Genomic DNA, 16,039 nt, shown 5'->3' with positions numbered 1-16,039 from the left:
AGCTCACCGAATAAAGCAAAAAGCCCAGCTAGGCTGGGATTCCGTGCAGGCTGCGCCTCCGTCAGGGATTATTCGGCGCGTTGCGCCTCACCCTTCGGGCCGCCGTCGCTACGCTCTGGCGTTCCTTCGCCTGCTGCGCAGGCTCGGTCGAACGAGGGTTCTCACCGAGAGCTCACCTGATAAAGCAAAAAGCCCAGCTAGGCTGGGCTTTTTGCTTTATTGGCGGAGAGTCAGGGATTCGAACCCTGGGTACGGTCGCCCGTACAACGGATTTCGAATCCGTCCCATTCGACCACTCTGGCAACTCTCCAAGTCGGTGCGCATGGTAGCAGCTTTCGCTGGTCTGGCGGAAGCTGCCGGTGCGCTTAAGGCAGTTCTACGCCGAGCCGCTGGGCAACTTCTTCGTAGGCTTCGATCACGCCGCCGAGACCTTGGCGAAAGCGATCCTTGTCCATCTTCTTGCGGGTTTCCTTGTCCCAGAGGCGGCAACCATCGGGGCTGAACTCGTCACCGAGGACGATCTCGCCCTTGAACAGACCGAACTCGAGCTTGAAATCGACCAGCATCAACCCGGCGTCATCGAACAGACTCTTCAGCACGCCATTAACCTGCAGCGTGAGCTCTTGCATGCGCGCCAACTGCTCGGCCGTGGCCCAGCCAAAGGTAACCACGTGAGACTGGTTGATAAAGGGGTCGCCCTTGGCGTCATCCTTCAGAAAAAGCTCGAAGGTGGGGGGTGTGAGCGCCATGCCCTCTTCCACGCCAAGGCGTTTGACCAGACTGCCAGCGGCGTAGTTGCGCACGACGCATTCCACCGGAATCATGTCGAGCTTCTTGACGAGGCATTCGGTGTCCGAGACCAGAGTATCGAACTGGGTCGGGATGCCGGCGTCCTGCAGTTTCTGCATGATGAAAGCGTTGAAACGGTTGTTGACCATGCCCTTGCGGTCGAGCTGTTCGATCTTCTTGCCGTCGAACGCAGAGGTATCATTGCGAAACAGCAGTATCAACCGATCCGGGTCATCCGTGGTGTAAACCGATTTGGCCTTGCCACGATAAAGTTCAGTACGTTTTTCCATTATCGGCTCCCGCTTTGCGCGCAATGGTGATGGGATAATCCCGAAATAGTCTGCCAGGGCAGCCCCTGATTCTGTTCCGCCAACAAGAGTTTGCCGGCCCACTCCGCCAAAACGCCATGCAATGCATCGCGTGCCAATTCCGGCCGGTTGTTCTTTTCGCTGATGTGGGCAACTGCAATATGTTGCAATTGCTGCAGATCGATCATGCCCAACAGGCCAGCGGCCTGTTGGTTACTCAAATGTCCGAGATCACCACCCACACGAGCCTTTAAAAAGCCCGGGTAGGGCCCGCTGGCGAGCATGTGCGGATCATAATTCGCTTCCAGAAAGAGTGCATCCAGGCCGGCGTACTGATTGACGATCCAGGGCGTGATGGTGCCGGTATCCGTCAGCACGCCAAGGCGTTGTTGGCCGTTATCAAAAATGAACTGGCAGGGCTCTCTGGCATCGTGCGGCACCGCCACCGGCGTGACCTCGAGCTCGTCGATTACCATGCGGCTATGCAAATCGATCCAGCGCAGATCCAGACCCTCGCCCCGCAGTGCGTAACCGGTACCCGGCGTGAGATAGACCGGCAACTGGTAACGTTTTGCCAGCTTGGCAACACCCTGAATATGGTCGGAATGCTCATGAGTAACCAGGATAGCGCTCAGCTGCTCGCCGCTCACGCCAGCCTGGCGCAAACGCTGTTCGGTGGAGCGCAGGCTGAACCCGCAGTCCACCAGCAGGCGGGTATCACCCTGCTCGATCAGCGTGCCATTGCCCTTGCTGCCACTACCTAGGGAGCAGTAGCGCACCGCCTTCCGGTCCTTCGTTCAGGTTGCTCTGAATCTTCTGCAGCAGGTCGTGCGCTACGGTGCGGTCCGCGGCGGTTTCTATGCCAGCATCCACGGTGACTTCAACGCGGTTGGACACCGGCGTCAAACGCACCTGAATCGGGCTTTCGTCCGCAGAGGCTTCCTCTTCCTCATCGTCGCCACCAAACCAGCCGGAGAAGAAGCCCGGCTCTTCCTTCTCACTACGGGTCTGGTCAAGATCGACGTAATACACCCCGGCGCTGCGGTTGAAGTCGGTCACCAGTACGTCGCCGCGCGACAGCGCATCGCCTACCTCGACCCAGGCACGGTTGAAATCGGTGCTCATGCTCAACACGGTATTGCCCGCGCCATCCTGCTCCAGCGTGGTCTGGGTGGGTCCGCTGTTGGCAAGACTGGAACCCTGGCCGCCGTTCTGGTTGGCAATGCTCTGGTTGAGATAGGTTTCCAATTCGGCCAACAGACCACGCTCAAAGCCGGCAATGTCGGAGCTGGCTGGCCATTCGCTGTCATCATCACCCAGATCACGGTTCTGATGTAGCACCCGTACTTCACTGGAACCGGTGTTCACGCCAGGCTCCAGACGTACGCGAAAACGCTGTTCTTCATCATCGATGCCACGCCCTTCTTCCAGCGTCGGCATGACACGGCGTACAAGCGGATTGCCTGGCACCTTGGCGAAGTCGATCCACTCAGTGGCAAACTGGCTCAGCGCGCGATCACTCTGCGCCAGGGGGATCTGGTAGTCAGACCAGAAGCGCGCCAGCAGTGGCCATACATCGGAGGCGGGCATCTGCGCCAGCAGCCAACGCTGCTTGCCATCCTGCTGCAGGGAAAACGCGGCCGTATCAGCGCTGGCCAGCAGCGGCTGAGGGCGCGGCGTTTCAAAGCCATCTTCAGAGACCGAACCGGCGGAGACCTGACCCGGCACCGGCAACAGGTCGCCAATCGGCTTGCTGCGCAGATCTTCTGGGACCGTCATGCGTGGCTCGATGCGCGCGTCCTGATAGTCACTGCCGCGATCACGGAAATAACCTTCATCGCCAATCAGATAACCACAGCCGCTGAGGCTGGCCAGTACACCCAGAGTCAGTGCGCTAAGCACAGGCTTCATAAACGTTTCCTTGGTAAACAGGTTTCCGGTTTGATCAAAGCAGCCCGCACTGACGCAAGGCTTCATGAACCGTATCGTGGCAGCGGGGGCTGAGGGGGGTCAGAGGTAGACGAATGCCATCGGCAATCAACCCCATCTCCAGCAGAGCCCATTTCACCGGAATGGGGTTGGATTCGATAAACAGTGTTTTGTGCAGCGGCATCAATGCTTCGTTCATTCTGCGCGCAGCATCCTGATCGCCTCGCAGGGCCGCAGCGCAAAGCTCATGCATGGCACGCGGAGCCACGTTCGCAGTGACCGAGATGTTGCCTTTGCCGCCCAGCAATATCAATTCGGCGGCGGTGGCATCGTCACCGGAATAAACCGCCATGCGATCGCCTACCCGTTCAATGACCTCGGCTGCGCGTTGCAGGTCCCCGGTCGCTTCCTTGATGCCGACGATATTGTCGATATCCGCCAGACGTTCAACAGTCTCCGGCAGCATGTCGCAAGCGGTGCGGCCGGGCACGTTGTACAGAATTTGCGGGATGGCAACGGTTTCGGCGATGTACTTGTGGTGCAGGTACAGGCCTTCCTGAGTCGGCTTGTTGTAGTAGGGGGTGACCAGCAGAGCGGCATCTGCCCCGACGCTGCGGGCGGCTTCGGTCAGCTCGACCGCTTCACGGGTCGAGTTGGCGCCAGTACCGGCGATCACCGGAATGCGCCCTGCCACCTGCTGCACTACACGGCGAATGGCCTCTTTGTGCTCGGCCATGTCCAGCGTGGCCGATTCCCCGGAGGTGCCCACGGCGACAATGCCGTCGGTGCCATTTTCCAGGTGGAAGTCAATCAGGCGTTCAAGCGCCTGCCAGTCCAGGCCCCCGCGTGAATCCATCGGTGTTACCAGCGCCACCAGGCTGCCTGAAATCATGCAACTGCTCCACTTGAAACATTAAACGACAATGGTACTTTCGCCATGCAGCCAGCACAAGGGACGCTCACACCCAAATAGCAGATGTGGGCAGCTAAAAACTGGCAGTTGAACCGCTTGGGTCAGACTGTGACAATAGCCGCTGAGTTTTGCGGCGCCATACGGCGCTTGCCGCCCCCATTTTCGAGGAACATCATGTCCAGTACCCCGAGTCAGCGCGACCAGTATCTGGTCATCAACGTCATGGGACAGGAAACCACGGCGCTGGCCAGCCTGCTTACGCGCCTGTGCACGGAACAGCGCTGCACCATTATCAACAGCCGGATGAGCCGACACGGTACCTGCGCCGTGCTGTTGCTACAGGTCAGCGGCAGTTGGGATGCCCTTGCCCGGCTCGAGACCCTGCTGCCGCCCCTGGCCAAGCGCGAGCACTTTGTACTGTCGATGCGCCGTAGCCAAAGCCTGGAAGAACGCCCCCAGGCGTTGCCCTACAACGTTTTCGTGACCGCCGCACAGCGCCCCGAGCTGGTCGGCGAACTCTGCACCTTTTTCCAGCAGCTCAGTATTGACATCGAAGACCTGCAAAGTTTCACCTACCTGGCGCAACATACCGGTACACCCATGCTCAACCTGACGCTGACCATCGCCATTCCAGCGCAGACCCAACTGAGTTGGCTGCGTGAGCAGTTCCTGGATTTTTGCGACGAATTGAACCTGGACGCCGTGATCGAACCCTGGCGCCCGCTGCACTGACCTGACGAGGCAAACATGCAAGTCGAAATCAATCAGCCCCTTCCCCCTTTCAATGCCAGCGCTACGGGCGAACAGTCGATAAGCCCCGATACCCTGGCCGGTCAAAAGGTGGTGTTGTATTTCTACCCAAAGGACAATACACCCGGATGCACCACTGAAGGCCAGGATTTTCGCGATCAATTCGACGCGTTCAGTGCTGCCGGCGCGGTGATTTATGGCGTTTCGCGAGACAGCCTGCGCACGCACAGCAACTTCAAGGCCAAACATGAGTTCCCCTTCGAGCTGATCAGCGATCCTGAAGAAGAACTGTGCAAGCTGTTCGATGTGATCAAGCTGAAAAAGCTCTACGGCAAGGAGTACGAGGGCATTGAACGCAGCACCTTCCTCGTCGATGCCAAAGGCGTGCTGCGTCAGGAGTGGCGCAAGGTCAAAGTCCCCGGCCACGTGGCCGAGGTACTGGCAGCGGTTCAAGCACTGGATTGAATCTGCCGGGTTACCCCGCCCGATTACTGCGGGGTAACTATCTGGCTTTTGGCAGGCGAGCTGTCCACCTCAAAGCCTCTTGGCCAGGCGTAGAGTACAGCCTTGAACAGCGTTGCCAGCGGAATGGCGAAGAACACACCCCAGAATCCCCAGAGCCCGCCGAAGATGAGCACCGCTGCAATGATGGCAATGGGATGCAGATTCACTGCTTCAGAAAACAGCACCGGCACCAGCACATTGCCATCGAGCATCTGAATCACCCCATAAACCACCATGAGCACCATGAACTCATTGCTCAGACCCCATTGAAACAGCCCGATCATGGCCACGGGGATGGTCGCCACAGTCGCGCCTATGTAGGGCACCAGCACCGAGAGACCTACCAGGACTGCCAGCAAGGCGGCGTAGTTGACGCCAAGAATGGCAAAACACACATAGGTCGCCGCACCCACGATCAGGATCTCGATCGCCTTACCGCGAATGTAATTGCCAATCTGCTCGTTCATCTCCAGCCAGACACGCTGCATCAGCCGCCGCTCGCGCGGTAGATGGCTTACCACCCAGTTGGTCAGTTGCTGGCTGTCCTTCAGGAAAAAGAACACCAGAATCGGCACCAGCACCAGGTACACCAGCATGGTGATGATAAAGGGCAGACTGGAGAGTGATTGCGACAACACCCACTGCCCGAACTCCCCCACCTCGCCATTGACCGAGGCAATCAGGCGTTCAATCTGAGTTTCAGTGACTATGGAAGGATAGAGTTCAGGCAGATGCATCAATTGCGCCTGCCACTCGCCAATCATCCGCGGCGCTTCGTTGAACAGATTCAGCATCTGCCGCCAGACCAGCGGCAAGACCACTCCCAGCAGGGCAGCCAGGGCACCGAGAAACACGAGGAAGACCAGCCACACTGCCATCCAGTGCGGCAAATGCCAGCGCTGCAGTCGCGACACCAGGCCCTGCAGAAGATAGGCAAGCACTACGCCGGTCAATAGTGGCGCCAGCTTGCCGCCAAAAGTGATGATGATGGCAAATCCGAGCGCGAGGACGACTGCCAGCACCACCGCCTCTTCATCAGAGAAGTAGCGTTGAACCCAACCTTGAAACACTTTTAACATGATGATTAATCTGCTTTGCGCAACCAATAATGGAATTCGCCGTCCAACTCGCGGGAGGCCAATAGCTGATGACCAGAGAGCTCGGCAAAGCGTTGAAAATCTCGCTTTGAACCGGCGTCGGTAGCCACCACATGAAGAGTCTGTCCTGCTAGTATGCTGTTGAGCGATTGCTTGGCCTTGAGCAAGGGCAAGGGACAGCTCAAACCCCGCGCATCGAGATAACAGTCAACAGGCAGGTTTTGTGTCGCCAAGATCATGCACCCCCTCCAGAACGAATGGGCGACAGTATAGCCTTGTCGACAGGCCGACAGACAACTTGTACTCATGGGTATGAAGCAAAATATGACAAGCACAAAAATACCCGCAGCGCGCTGGCTCTGTGCAGCGGTATTGGGCGCCGCCCTGGTAATGCCGGCGCTGCCGATCCAGGCCGATGACGGCTACAATCTGCCGACCCTGGGTGATACCAGTTCCTCCATCATGTCACGCGAGCAGGAATACCAGATGGGCCGCACCTGGCTGACCATGTTGCGCGGCGCCGTACCCACCCTGGATGATCCGCAGCTCAAGAGTTTTGTCGAAAGCCGCGTCTATGCGCTGGCCGAAACCAGCCAGTTGACTGATCGCCGACTCGCCTTCGTATTGATTGACAGCCCTCAGCTCAACGCCTTCGCCGCACCGGGCGGCGTCGTGGGGGTCAACGGCGGTCTGTTTCTGCATGCGCAAACCGAGGCCGAGTTTGCCTCGGTCATGGCTCACGAACTGGCGCATCTCTCACAGCGCCACTTTGCCCGCGGCCTGGAACAGCAGCAGCGCATGCAGGTGCCCTTCATGACCGCGATGCTCGCCAGTATCATTCTGGCGGCAGCCGGGGGCGGCGACGCCGGTTTTGCCGCCCTGGCATCAACCCAGGCGGCGGCCATCCAGGAGCAACGCCGCTTCTCCAGACAGAATGAACAGGAGGCCGACCGTATCGGCCTGACCAACCTGGTCGCCGCTGGCTATGATCCGCTGGCCATGCCCAACATGTTTGAACGCCTGGCACAGCTCAGCCGCTTCGACTCCAACCCGCCCGAATTTCTGCTGACCCACCCCGTCAGCCAGTCGCGGATGGCCGACACCCGCAACCGCGCCGCGCAGCTACCCAGCGGCGGGGAGGACGATACCCTGGAGTATCAGATGATGCGCGCGCGGGTGCAGACCTACTATGAAAGCAGCCCGGGTTTGTCGGCCAAACGTTTTCGCGCACTATTGGACGAACATGATGGCGACCACAAGGCGGCCCGCTACGGGCTGGCCCTGGCATTGACGCGCAGCGGTCAACACGACACCGCTGAGCAGACGCTGGCGCCATTGCTGGAGCAGCAACCTCACGACCTCACCATAGGCCTGGCTCAAGTCGAGATTGATAACAACCGCGGTCGCCTGGCCGCAGCGCTGACGCGCACCCGCAAGCTGATGCATCATTACCCTGGGAACTTCCCGTTGCAGTTCACCGAAGCCGACCTGTTACTCAAGCAACAGGACTATGCGGCCGCAGAAAAAGCCATCAACCGACTGGCTGCCAGCCGCACCGAGGATCCCGACGTATGGTATCTGGCTGCGGAAATACGCGGCCTGGCGGGTAATATTCTGGGTGTGCATCTGGCTCGTGCCGAATACTTCATGCTGACCGGCGATACCGAGCAGGCAGGTGAACAGCTCGAACTCGCGCTCAAGCGCACCAATGGCAACTTTGTAATGAGTTCGCGCATTCGTGAACGGCAGCAGGACTTATCACGCATGCGCAAGCAGATTGAGTCTTTGTAGTAGCTAGAGCGCAGCCAGAGCGGCCCAGCCGCCAGGCCGCAACAGATACCGCCAGCCGAGCCCCCGGCGACGACTGGAACGGCGCCGGGCCAGGTCCGGCCTCAGGCGTTACCCTTCACCGCCATGCTCGCCAACCGCGTGAAGTCGAGCATACGGTCCAGCGGCTGCACCGCACGCGGGATCAGCTGCGGGTCAACCAGAATCTCATCGGTACCATGCTCCAGGCTCTGCAATACCCGGGGCAGCGTATTCATCGCCATCCAGGGGCAGTTGGCACAGCTGCGGCAGGTAGCCCCGTTACCCGCCGTCGGCGCATCGATCAACAGGCGATCAGGCGCAGCCTGCTGCATCTTGTAGAAAATGCCGCGATCAGTTGCCACGATGAATGTGGGGTTAGGCAGCTCCTGCGTGGCACGAATCAACTGACTGGTCGAGCCAACAACGTCGGCCAGCTCCACCACCGCTTGCGGCGATTCCGGATGCACCAGCACAGCAGCTTCCGGATAAACCTTGCGCAGGTCTTCCAGCGCCTTGGCCTTGAATTCCTCGTGCACTATGCAGGAGCCCTCCCACAACAACATGTCTGCGCCTGTTTCGCGCTGAATGTAGTTGCCCAGGTGCTGATCCGGTGCCCACAGGATTTTTTCGCCCTTGTCCATCAGATGCTCGACAATCGGCAGTGCACAGCTGGAGGTTACTACCCAGTCGGCTCGCGCTTTGACCGCCGCCGAGGTATTGGCGTACACCACCACGGTGCGATCCGGGTGTTGATCGCAATAGGCTGAGAATTCGTCGATCGGGCAGCCGATGTCGAGCGAACAGGTCGCCTCGAGCGTGGGCATCAGCACACGCTTTTCCGGGCTGAGGATCTTGGCGGTTTCGCCCATGAAGCGCACGCCGGCCACCAGCAAGGTACTGGCCGGATGGTCACGACCAAAGCGCGCCATTTCGAGCGAATCGGAGACGCAGCCACCGGTTTCCTCGGCCAGCTCCTGCAGCAATGGATCGGTGTAATAGTGTGCGACAAGCACCGCATCGTGCGCCTTCAAGGACGCCGCTATGCGCGCCTTGTAGTCGGCCTTCTCGGCCTCGCTCAAGGGCGCCGGCGCCTTGGCATCCAGATGTGCCTGCACCAGCAGGCGTTCAGAAATCTGCGACATATTCTCATCCACTCAGAGAACAATAGTAGGGGCGCATTGTAACACGGCGCGCGCGCGCCCCAAGTCCAGCAGCAAATGGACTGAACTTGGCTTGGCTCTGGCTAGTCAACCGATTGCAACACAATGAATATTCAAGAAGAGGGCCTGACATGCTGCATTTGATCCCAGGGCTACTGACTTCACCTTCCAGCGGATGGAGCCCGATCCGAGATTACGCCGACCGCCATCCGTGGGGATTTGTGCCTTTTCTGGCGCTGCTACCCCTATTGCCGGCCCTCTGCGCCTATTTTGGCGCTACCAACGTGGGATGGGACCTCTTTGGCTCAGCACAAGAGCGTCGTTTGAGCAGCGCCAGTGCTGCTTCCCTGGCACTCATGCTCTATCTTACTTATGTAACCAGCGTGCTGGTCATGGGACTGGCGGTTCGCTGGGTGCTGTATCGCACGCCGCAACGGCCGGCCTATTCGGTAGCTACCACTTTTACGGCTGTACTGGCCGCTCCCTTGGCGCTGGCCGGAATAGTCACCGTGTTTCCCCTGCGCTGGTTATTGCTGCCAGCCCTTGCTCTGGGCGCGCTCTGTACCGTCCTGCTGCTGTATCGCGGCCTGCCCGCCTACCTGCACCTCAAGCGCAATGACCAGGAGCGCTTTTATGCTACCTGCATTCTGGCTGCCGGTATTCTGGTGGTGCTCACGCTGGCATTCTTCTTTATGGAATTATGGTGGCAGCCGCTGGACGGTGGCGGCTATGTTGCACCCGTGGAGTAACTCTTCGAGCCTGCGTGCTCTGCGCCGCCACTACCGCACCGTGAGACAGCCAGCACGAGTTCCGGATGTACGCGCGCAGGCACGGGTGAGCAATAAATAGGTGAGCAATAGGTGAACAAGCAATTCAGTATGGGAAGCTACAGACAGCGTACTGCGGAGGGGTAAGAAACGAGGGAGTCCAAAATGGTGGGTCGTGTAGGATTCGAACCTACGACCAATTGGTTAAAAGCCAACTGCTCTACCAACTGAGCTAACGACCCGTTTGGACGCGCGCTATATTACTGATTTATCTCTGAAACTCAAGCTTTTTTTGTACCCGAAGCAGCCCCCACTTGGGTGCGCTCAGCGGTATCTTGTGGGATCTGCCAGGCCGGCACCAGCAAAACCGGCGGCGCGCAAACGGCAGCTGTCACAGTCCCCACAGGCGAGGCCCTGAGCGGTAGCCTGATAGCAGGACACTGTCTGGCTATAGTCCACACCGAGCTTCAGGCCGGCCTGAATAATGTCGGCCTTGCTCATGTGCTGCAACGGCGCCTGAATATGAAAACGCTGCCCCTGCACACCCGCACGCGTCGCCAGGTTGGCCAGTTGCTCGAAAGCACTGACAAACTCTGGCCGGCAATCTGGATAGCCGGAGTAATCCACCGCGTTGACGCCGATAAAGATCTGCTGGGCACCCACCACCTCGGCCCAGCCTAGTGCCAGGGCAAGAAACACGGTATTGCGTGCTGGCACGTAGGTGATAGGGATACCTTCCTGCGCTTGCTCGGGCACAGCCAGAGCGGCGTCCGTCAAAGCCGAGCCACCAATGCCGTCCAGATCAAGCCGCACCACTTTGTGTTCCACCCCGGCCTGGCGAGCCAGGCGCCTGGCCGCATCCAGCTCGGCGCTGTGACGTTGGCCATAATCGAAGCTCATGGCATGGCACTGGTAGCCCTGCGCCTGAGCCATGGCCAGCACGGTTACAGAATCCAGCCCGCCCGAAAACAGCACTATGGCCTTGCCGGGATGGTCAGCGGTTGTCATGGCGATTTGCACCTGATTGAGTAGAACCGGCATAGGCTTGAAATAGCCCGTGCGCGCCGATGTAGCTCAGACGCGCCGGCCGGATATGACGACAGGCGCCAGCGAAAGGCAGAGCTGCCAGCGAGTGATGCAGTTGATTCAGTTCAGCGTATTCAGCTCGCGACCGGCCAACTGTGCAGCGGACGAATCCGGATACTTGCTGACGACTTGCTGAAACAGGTCGCGTGCCTTGTCATTGTGACCCAAGCGGCGCTCGACCTCACCCAGCTTGTACATCGCATCCGACTCCTTGCGATGATCGGGGTAACGACTGATGACCTGAGCAAAGGCTTTGCCGGCAGATTCCAGGTCGGACTGCACCAGATACACCTCACCGAGCCAATACTGGGCATTGCCAGCATATTGACTGTCGGGGTAACGACGCAAAAAAGCGGTGAAGGCCTGAGCGGCCTTGTCAAAATCGCGCGCCTTGACCAGATCAAAGGACGCGTCATACAGCAGTTTCTCGCGCTCCGGGTCTGCCGGAGCAGCGCCCTGGGAGGGAGTGGCACTATCAGCAGGCGGCGTTATCGTCTCGTCTGAAGGAGCAGCACCGTCGACCGGATTGGCCGAGGATGGAGAAGAATTCTGACTGGACAGCCTACGATCGATATCCTCGTAGCGCTCCAGTTGGTCACGTTCCATTTGTTTCAGCTTGTAGCCCTGCTCTTCCAGCAGGCCACGCAGCATGGATACTTCCTGCTGCAGCTGATACAGCTGTTGGTACAACTGGCCTTCACTGGAAAGGCCAGCCGTGGTCTGAGGGGCTACAGAGGAGCCCGGATAGTTGGTGCCGGTATTAGCCGAACCACCTTCTGACACCGGCACCTGTGCCATCGCTCCAATGGGCGCCAGCAAACAGGCGAATACAACTCCTCTGAAACCTTTCATAAGACCTCTTTTATTACTTGCGCAGCTCTACGCGACGGTTCTGAGCCATGCTGTCTTCGCTGGAACCCATGGCAGCAGGCTTCTCTTCACCGTAGGAAACCAGTTCCAGTTGGGCAGGAGAAACGCCTTGCAGAACCAGGTAGCGTTGAACGGCAGCAGCACGACGCTCGCCCAGAGCCATGTTGTATTCACGGGTGCCACGCTCATCAGTGTGACCTTCCAGAACAACGCGGTTGCCGGCAGACTTCAGATCCTTGGCGTGAACGTCCAGGGAGCGCATGGCTTCCTGCTTCAGCTCAGAGCTGTCGTATTCGAAGTAGAAAGTGGTAACGGCACGCAGAGCGGCTTCTTCGCTGCTCATGCCATTGTCCATACCTGCGCCAGAGGTGCCTGCGCCGTAACCGGCGTTAGGATCAACCGCGCCAGTGCCGGAAGCGTCGCCGCCCTTGGACGAACAACCTACAACAACGCCGAACGCGACAACCAGAGCAGCCATTTTACCGAACTTGATAACTTCCATCATGAACTCCTATTAACCCCATATGGTTTAGTGTTGGTGCGCCCTATGGCAGGTATGGGGACCATGACGGTACGCGCAAGTCTGTGAACTGCGTCGGAATCTCCGAACGTGCACGACCGTTTGTCGATACCAGCATGAGTACGCCCCGTCCCTGTTGACGGGTAGCATAAATTAACATAACGCCGTTGGGCGAGACAGTAGGTGACTCGTCCAACGACGTTTCTGTTAAAACCCTCAGATTGCCCCGTTTGAGGTCTTGAGTAGCAATCTGAAAATTACGGTAACCTTCCTGGCGATGCACCATGACCATGGTGCGTCCGTCGACGGAAAGTTTTGCGTTGGCGTTGTAGTTGCCAACAAAAGTCAGGCGCTCGGTAGAGCCGCCATTGATGTTCTGCTTATAGATCTGCGGCTTGCCACCACGATCCGAGGTGAAGGCGATGGTGCTGTCATCCATCCAGCTAGGCTCGGTATCGATAGAGAAATGGTTGGTGACTCGCTTCAACTGCTTGCTACCCAGGTCCATCACATAAATCTCGGGGTTACCGTCACGCGACAGCACAAAGGCTAGCCGATTGCCGTCCGGCGACCAGGCTGGCGCTCCGTTCAGCCCTTCAAAGCTGGTAATACGCTCGCGGCGCCCGGTCTGGATGTAGTGCACATAGATTTCCGGGCGTCCCGATTCAAAGGATACATAGGCAATACGTTGACCGTCCGGAGCGTAGGAGGGGCTCAGAATCGGTTCACGCGACTGCAGCAACGTCGATTGACGAGCACCATCGTAATCTGAGCGCTGTAGCGTATAGCGCGTGTTATCGGCAGAAAACCGCTCCGCCGCAACATACAGCAGCTTGGTATTGAATGCGCCCTGGATGCCGGTAATCTCCTGGAACACCTCATCAGACAGATGGTGCGCCATGTCGCGCAGTTGAGCCTTGGTTCCGCTCACTGTCTTGGCCAGCAGCACCTGCTCACGCAGAATGCTGTACAGACTGTAGGTCAGGTCGTAGCGATCGGTGCCAGGTTGATTGCTCACCTGCCCCACCACCACATAATCCACGCCGATCATCTTCCAGTCACGGGCGTTTATTTCTTCGCTGCGCACCGGGTAGCTCAACATGTTATTGCGCTCCATAGGCGCGAACATGCCGGTATTGCGCAGATCGTTGGCGCTGATTTGCGCCATGTCTTCCGACAGCGGCGTGCTGCCCTGCCAGCCAAAGGGCACTACGGCAATGGGGGTCGCCTTGTCGCTGCCCTTGGTGATTTCGATTGCTTCCTGTGCCAACGTCAGTTGCGCGGCGCACAGTGCAATCACTGCGATCAATGCTTGCGTAAATCGTTTCATCAGAATGCCAGATCCTCTGGTTTGAAGCGCAACAGCCGTTGTCTGTACATACGGTCGAATGCTGCAGGATTATCGCGTGACAGCGTTTGCATTTCCGGGATTCGGCCCACATTTCGTACAGCCTGCACCGCAGATTGATCAAACCCGGGGTCGCCGCTTGAACGCGTGACCACCACGTCGGTAATTTGCCCCGTAGGCAACATGCTCAACTGAACCTCAACCACCATGCCGTTACGTGCCGTCGGTGGCCTGCGCCACTGCTCGCTCACATAGCGACGAATAACGTCGTCATAACTGGCCGCGACCTGATCACCGGGCCGATCTGCCTGGGCTTGCTGATACTGGGTATCGTCCGCCAGCAGATCTGCCAGCGCCTTGGCCTTGGCATCTTCCTGCGCCTTACGCGCGGCGTCGGCTTCGGCGCGTTTCTTCGCTTCCGCTGCCTCGGCGGCCTTGCGCTTGGCATCGGCTTCGGCCTGCGCCTTGCGCTTGGCTTCCTCTTCCGCTTTCTTGCGCGCGGCTTCTGCCTCGGCGCGCTTTTTCGCCGCTTCTGCTTCGGCGGCCTTTTCGGCCTCTTCGCGCTTCTTGGCGGCTGCCACTTCGGCGGCCTTGCGCTGAGCCTGGGCCTTCGCCTCGGCTTCGGCTTTTGCTTCTGCCTCGGACTTGGCTTGTTCCGACGCTGCGGCTGCGGCGGCTGCAGCAGCAGCTGCCTTCTGCTCTTGCGCCTGCTCTGCCGCAGCGCGCTGCGCCTCTTGGGCCTGCTGTTGCTGCTTCTTGCGCTCCAGCTCTTCGGCCTCATGGCGCTGCGCGGCCGTGCGCTGCGCTTCACCGGCAATCTTCTGGTCCGTCTGCGTGGTCGCAGGACTCATGGAATCCAGCTGTACCAGCGTCGCCTGCACTATGGGCCGGGCCGGTTCGAACTTGGGCGCCGTCGCAAAGGAGGCAAACAGCAAGATGGCAATTGCCAGATGCACCGCCAGGGCCTTGAGCAATGGCGCTGAGTAACGCCCGGACGTATCTACCCGCCGGCGGTTCTCTGGTGTATTCACGGCGCCTCTGTGATCAGGCCAACGTTAGGCACACCGGCCTGCTGCAGAGCCCCCATCGCGGTCATGATGACGCCGTAGTTCGCGGCCTTGTCACCGCGGATGTACACCAGCGTATCGGGTTTGGCCCGCATGATCTTGGTAACCCCGTCGGTCATGGCCTCCAGCGACACTGCGCTATCGGTCTGATTCTCGGTATCCACCGAATCACCAAGGTTCCAGTAATAAGTACCATCTGCCAGCACAGACAGGGTCAGCACCTGCTGGTTGCTGTCCGAAGGCAGCACTTCGCTGGAGACCTGAGGCAAGTCTACTTTCACGCCCTGATTCAGCATGGGTGCGGTCACCATGAAAATCACCAGCAGCACCAGCATCACGTCGATGTAGGGTACGACGTTCATCTCGGCAACCGGCTTGCGCTTCTGACGACGGCCATGCATACGCATCGACATAATTATTCCGCCTTACTCATCGCGCGAGTGAACGCGGCGATGCAGGATGCTGGAGAATTCTTCAGCGAAAGTGTAATAGCGGCCAATCAGCATTTCCGAACGAGCGGCGAAACGGTTGTAGGCAACAACAGCCGGGATCGCAGCAAACAGACCTATTGCGGTCGCGATCAGGGCCTCGGCAATACCCGGCGCCACGGTTGCCAAGGTCGCCTGCTGCACGGTGGCCAGACCCCGGAAGGAGTTCATGATGCCCCAGACCGTCCCGAACAGGCCTACATAAGGGCTGGTTGAACCCACGGTCGCGAGAAAGGACAGGTGCTGCTCCAGCTTTTCTTCCTCGCGGGAGATGGCCACGCGCATCGAGCGCTGCACGGCGTCCATGATGGCATCCGGATCCACTCCAGACTGCTGACGCATGCGTGAAAATTCCTTGAAGCCGGCACGGAAAATCTGCTCCAGCCCCGAATCCTCGTCGGGCGAGCCAGTCACCTGACGGTAAAGCTGCGACAGGTCGACGCCAGACCAGAAACGATCCTCGAAATCATCCAGCGCATTCTTTGCCGAACGCATGAAGCTGCTGCGTTGAAAAATCATCACCCATGAAACTATGGATGCGGTCAACAGCGTCAGCATGACCAGTTGCACCAGTACGCTGGCGCCGGAAATCAGGTGCCACATCGACATTTGATCAGCTTGCACGCTTTACCAC

General features: G+C 58.9%; 18 protein-coding genes and 2 tRNA genes. 4 read left to right on the top strand and 16 right to left on the bottom strand.

Annotated features, from left to right (window positions below; all coding sequences use genetic code 11):
- Window positions 1-220: 220 nt before the first annotated feature.
- The 5 genes from V7756_RS05650 to dapA form a co-directional block, all read right to left on the bottom strand.
- A tRNA-Ser gene (locus V7756_RS05650) sits at window positions 221-310 on the bottom strand.
- Window positions 311-365: 55 nt separating this feature from the next.
- Window positions 366-1,079 (bottom strand): phosphoribosylaminoimidazolesuccinocarboxamide synthase, encoded by a 714-nt coding sequence (purC, locus tag V7756_RS05645; protein WP_335609179.1) that lies wholly within the window; start codon window positions 1,077-1,079, stop codon window positions 366-368.
- Window positions 1,079-1,876, bottom strand: a complete 798-nt coding sequence (locus V7756_RS05640; protein ID WP_335609178.1) for an MBL fold metallo-hydrolase — start codon at window positions 1,874-1,876, stop codon at window positions 1,079-1,081. The genes purC and V7756_RS05640 overlap by 1 nt, the downstream gene beginning before the upstream one ends.
- Window positions 1,854-3,008 carry an outer membrane protein assembly factor BamC gene (bamC, locus tag V7756_RS05635; RefSeq protein WP_335609177.1) on the bottom strand — a complete coding sequence of 385 codons (1,155 nt, stop codon included), beginning with the start codon at window positions 3,006-3,008 and terminating at the stop codon, window positions 1,854-1,856. The genes V7756_RS05640 and bamC overlap by 23 nt, the downstream gene beginning before the upstream one ends.
- Before the next feature lie 34 nt (window positions 3,009-3,042).
- Window positions 3,043-3,918, bottom strand: a complete 876-nt coding sequence (gene dapA, locus V7756_RS05630) for a 4-hydroxy-tetrahydrodipicolinate synthase (protein ID WP_335609176.1) — start codon at window positions 3,916-3,918, stop codon at window positions 3,043-3,045.
- Window positions 3,919-4,113: 195 nt separating this feature from the next.
- Between dapA and V7756_RS05625 the strand changes: the two genes are divergently transcribed.
- Entirely contained in the window at window positions 4,114-4,671 is a 558-nt protein-coding gene (locus V7756_RS05625; RefSeq protein WP_335609175.1) for a glycine cleavage system protein R, read from the top strand.
- 15 nt (window positions 4,672-4,686) lie between these two features.
- Window positions 4,687-5,154: a peroxiredoxin gene (locus tag V7756_RS05620; protein WP_335609174.1), complete on the top strand. Its 468-nt coding sequence runs from the start codon at window positions 4,687-4,689 to the stop codon at window positions 5,152-5,154.
- 23 nt (window positions 5,155-5,177) lie between these two features.
- Here the strand turns inward: V7756_RS05620 and V7756_RS05615 are convergent, their stop codons facing one another.
- Together V7756_RS05615 and V7756_RS05610 are read right to left on the bottom strand one after the other, a co-directional pair.
- Window positions 5,178-6,272: an AI-2E family transporter gene (locus V7756_RS05615; protein WP_335609173.1), complete on the bottom strand. Its 1,095-nt coding sequence runs from the start codon at window positions 6,270-6,272 to the stop codon at window positions 5,178-5,180.
- Window positions 6,273-6,277: 5 nt separating this feature from the next.
- Window positions 6,278-6,529 carry a sulfurtransferase TusA family protein gene (locus V7756_RS05610; RefSeq protein WP_442908957.1) on the bottom strand — a complete coding sequence of 84 codons (252 nt, stop codon included), beginning with the start codon at window positions 6,527-6,529 and terminating at the stop codon, window positions 6,278-6,280.
- Between the two features lie 151 nt (window positions 6,530-6,680).
- Here V7756_RS05610 and V7756_RS05605 point away from each other — a divergent pair, with 151 nt between their 5' ends.
- Complete coding sequence (locus V7756_RS05605; protein ID WP_335609313.1) at window positions 6,681-8,081, top strand: M48 family metalloprotease; 1,401 nt, start codon at window positions 6,681-6,683, stop codon at window positions 8,079-8,081.
- Between the two features lie 101 nt (window positions 8,082-8,182).
- Here the strand turns inward: V7756_RS05605 and nadA are convergent, their stop codons facing one another.
- Complete coding sequence (nadA, locus tag V7756_RS05600) at window positions 8,183-9,241, bottom strand: quinolinate synthase NadA (protein WP_335609171.1); 1,059 nt, start codon at window positions 9,239-9,241, stop codon at window positions 8,183-8,185.
- 149 nt (window positions 9,242-9,390) lie between these two features.
- Here nadA and V7756_RS05595 point away from each other — a divergent pair, with 149 nt between their 5' ends.
- Window positions 9,391-10,008 (top strand): YIP1 family protein, encoded by a 618-nt coding sequence (locus tag V7756_RS05595; protein ID WP_335609170.1) that lies wholly within the window; start codon window positions 9,391-9,393, stop codon window positions 10,006-10,008.
- A gap of 184 nt (window positions 10,009-10,192) precedes the next feature.
- On the opposite strand, the gene V7756_RS05590 is transcribed toward V7756_RS05595, so the two are convergent.
- The 8 genes from V7756_RS05590 to tolQ form a co-directional block, all read right to left on the bottom strand.
- Window positions 10,193-10,268: transfer RNA gene (locus V7756_RS05590), tRNA-Lys, on the bottom strand.
- An 82-nt stretch (window positions 10,269-10,350) separates the two neighbouring features.
- Complete coding sequence (gene queC, locus V7756_RS05585; RefSeq protein WP_335609169.1) at window positions 10,351-11,034, bottom strand: 7-cyano-7-deazaguanine synthase QueC; 684 nt, start codon at window positions 11,032-11,034, stop codon at window positions 10,351-10,353.
- A gap of 138 nt (window positions 11,035-11,172) precedes the next feature.
- Complete coding sequence (gene ybgF / locus V7756_RS05580; RefSeq protein ID WP_335609168.1) at window positions 11,173-11,964, bottom strand: tol-pal system protein YbgF; 792 nt, start codon at window positions 11,962-11,964, stop codon at window positions 11,173-11,175.
- Window positions 11,965-11,977: 13 nt separating this feature from the next.
- Window positions 11,978-12,484, bottom strand: a complete 507-nt coding sequence (gene pal, locus V7756_RS05575) for a peptidoglycan-associated lipoprotein Pal (protein WP_335609167.1) — start codon at window positions 12,482-12,484, stop codon at window positions 11,978-11,980.
- Between the two features lie 43 nt (window positions 12,485-12,527).
- Complete coding sequence (tolB, locus tag V7756_RS05570; RefSeq protein ID WP_335609166.1) at window positions 12,528-13,832, bottom strand: Tol-Pal system beta propeller repeat protein TolB; 1,305 nt, start codon at window positions 13,830-13,832, stop codon at window positions 12,528-12,530.
- The gene (gene tolA, locus V7756_RS05565; protein ID WP_335609165.1) at window positions 13,832-14,881 is read right to left on the bottom strand and encodes a cell envelope integrity protein TolA; all 1,050 of its coding nucleotides are present in this window, start codon (window positions 14,879-14,881) and stop codon (window positions 13,832-13,834) included. The genes tolB and tolA overlap by 1 nt, the downstream gene beginning before the upstream one ends.
- Window positions 14,878-15,330: a protein TolR gene (tolR, locus tag V7756_RS05560; protein WP_442908956.1), complete on the bottom strand. Its 453-nt coding sequence runs from the start codon at window positions 15,328-15,330 to the stop codon at window positions 14,878-14,880. The genes tolA and tolR overlap by 4 nt, the downstream gene beginning before the upstream one ends.
- A gap of 12 nt (window positions 15,331-15,342) precedes the next feature.
- Window positions 15,343-16,014, bottom strand: a complete 672-nt coding sequence (gene tolQ / locus V7756_RS05555) for a protein TolQ (protein WP_335609311.1) — start codon at window positions 16,012-16,014, stop codon at window positions 15,343-15,345.
- Between the last annotated feature and the right edge of the window lie 25 nt (window positions 16,015-16,039).

This window comes from Halopseudomonas sp., assembly GCF_036961105.1.
GTDB lineage: Bacteria > Pseudomonadota > Gammaproteobacteria > Pseudomonadales > Pseudomonadaceae > Halopseudomonas.
This window is presented reverse-complemented; position numbering and strand designations above follow the sequence as displayed.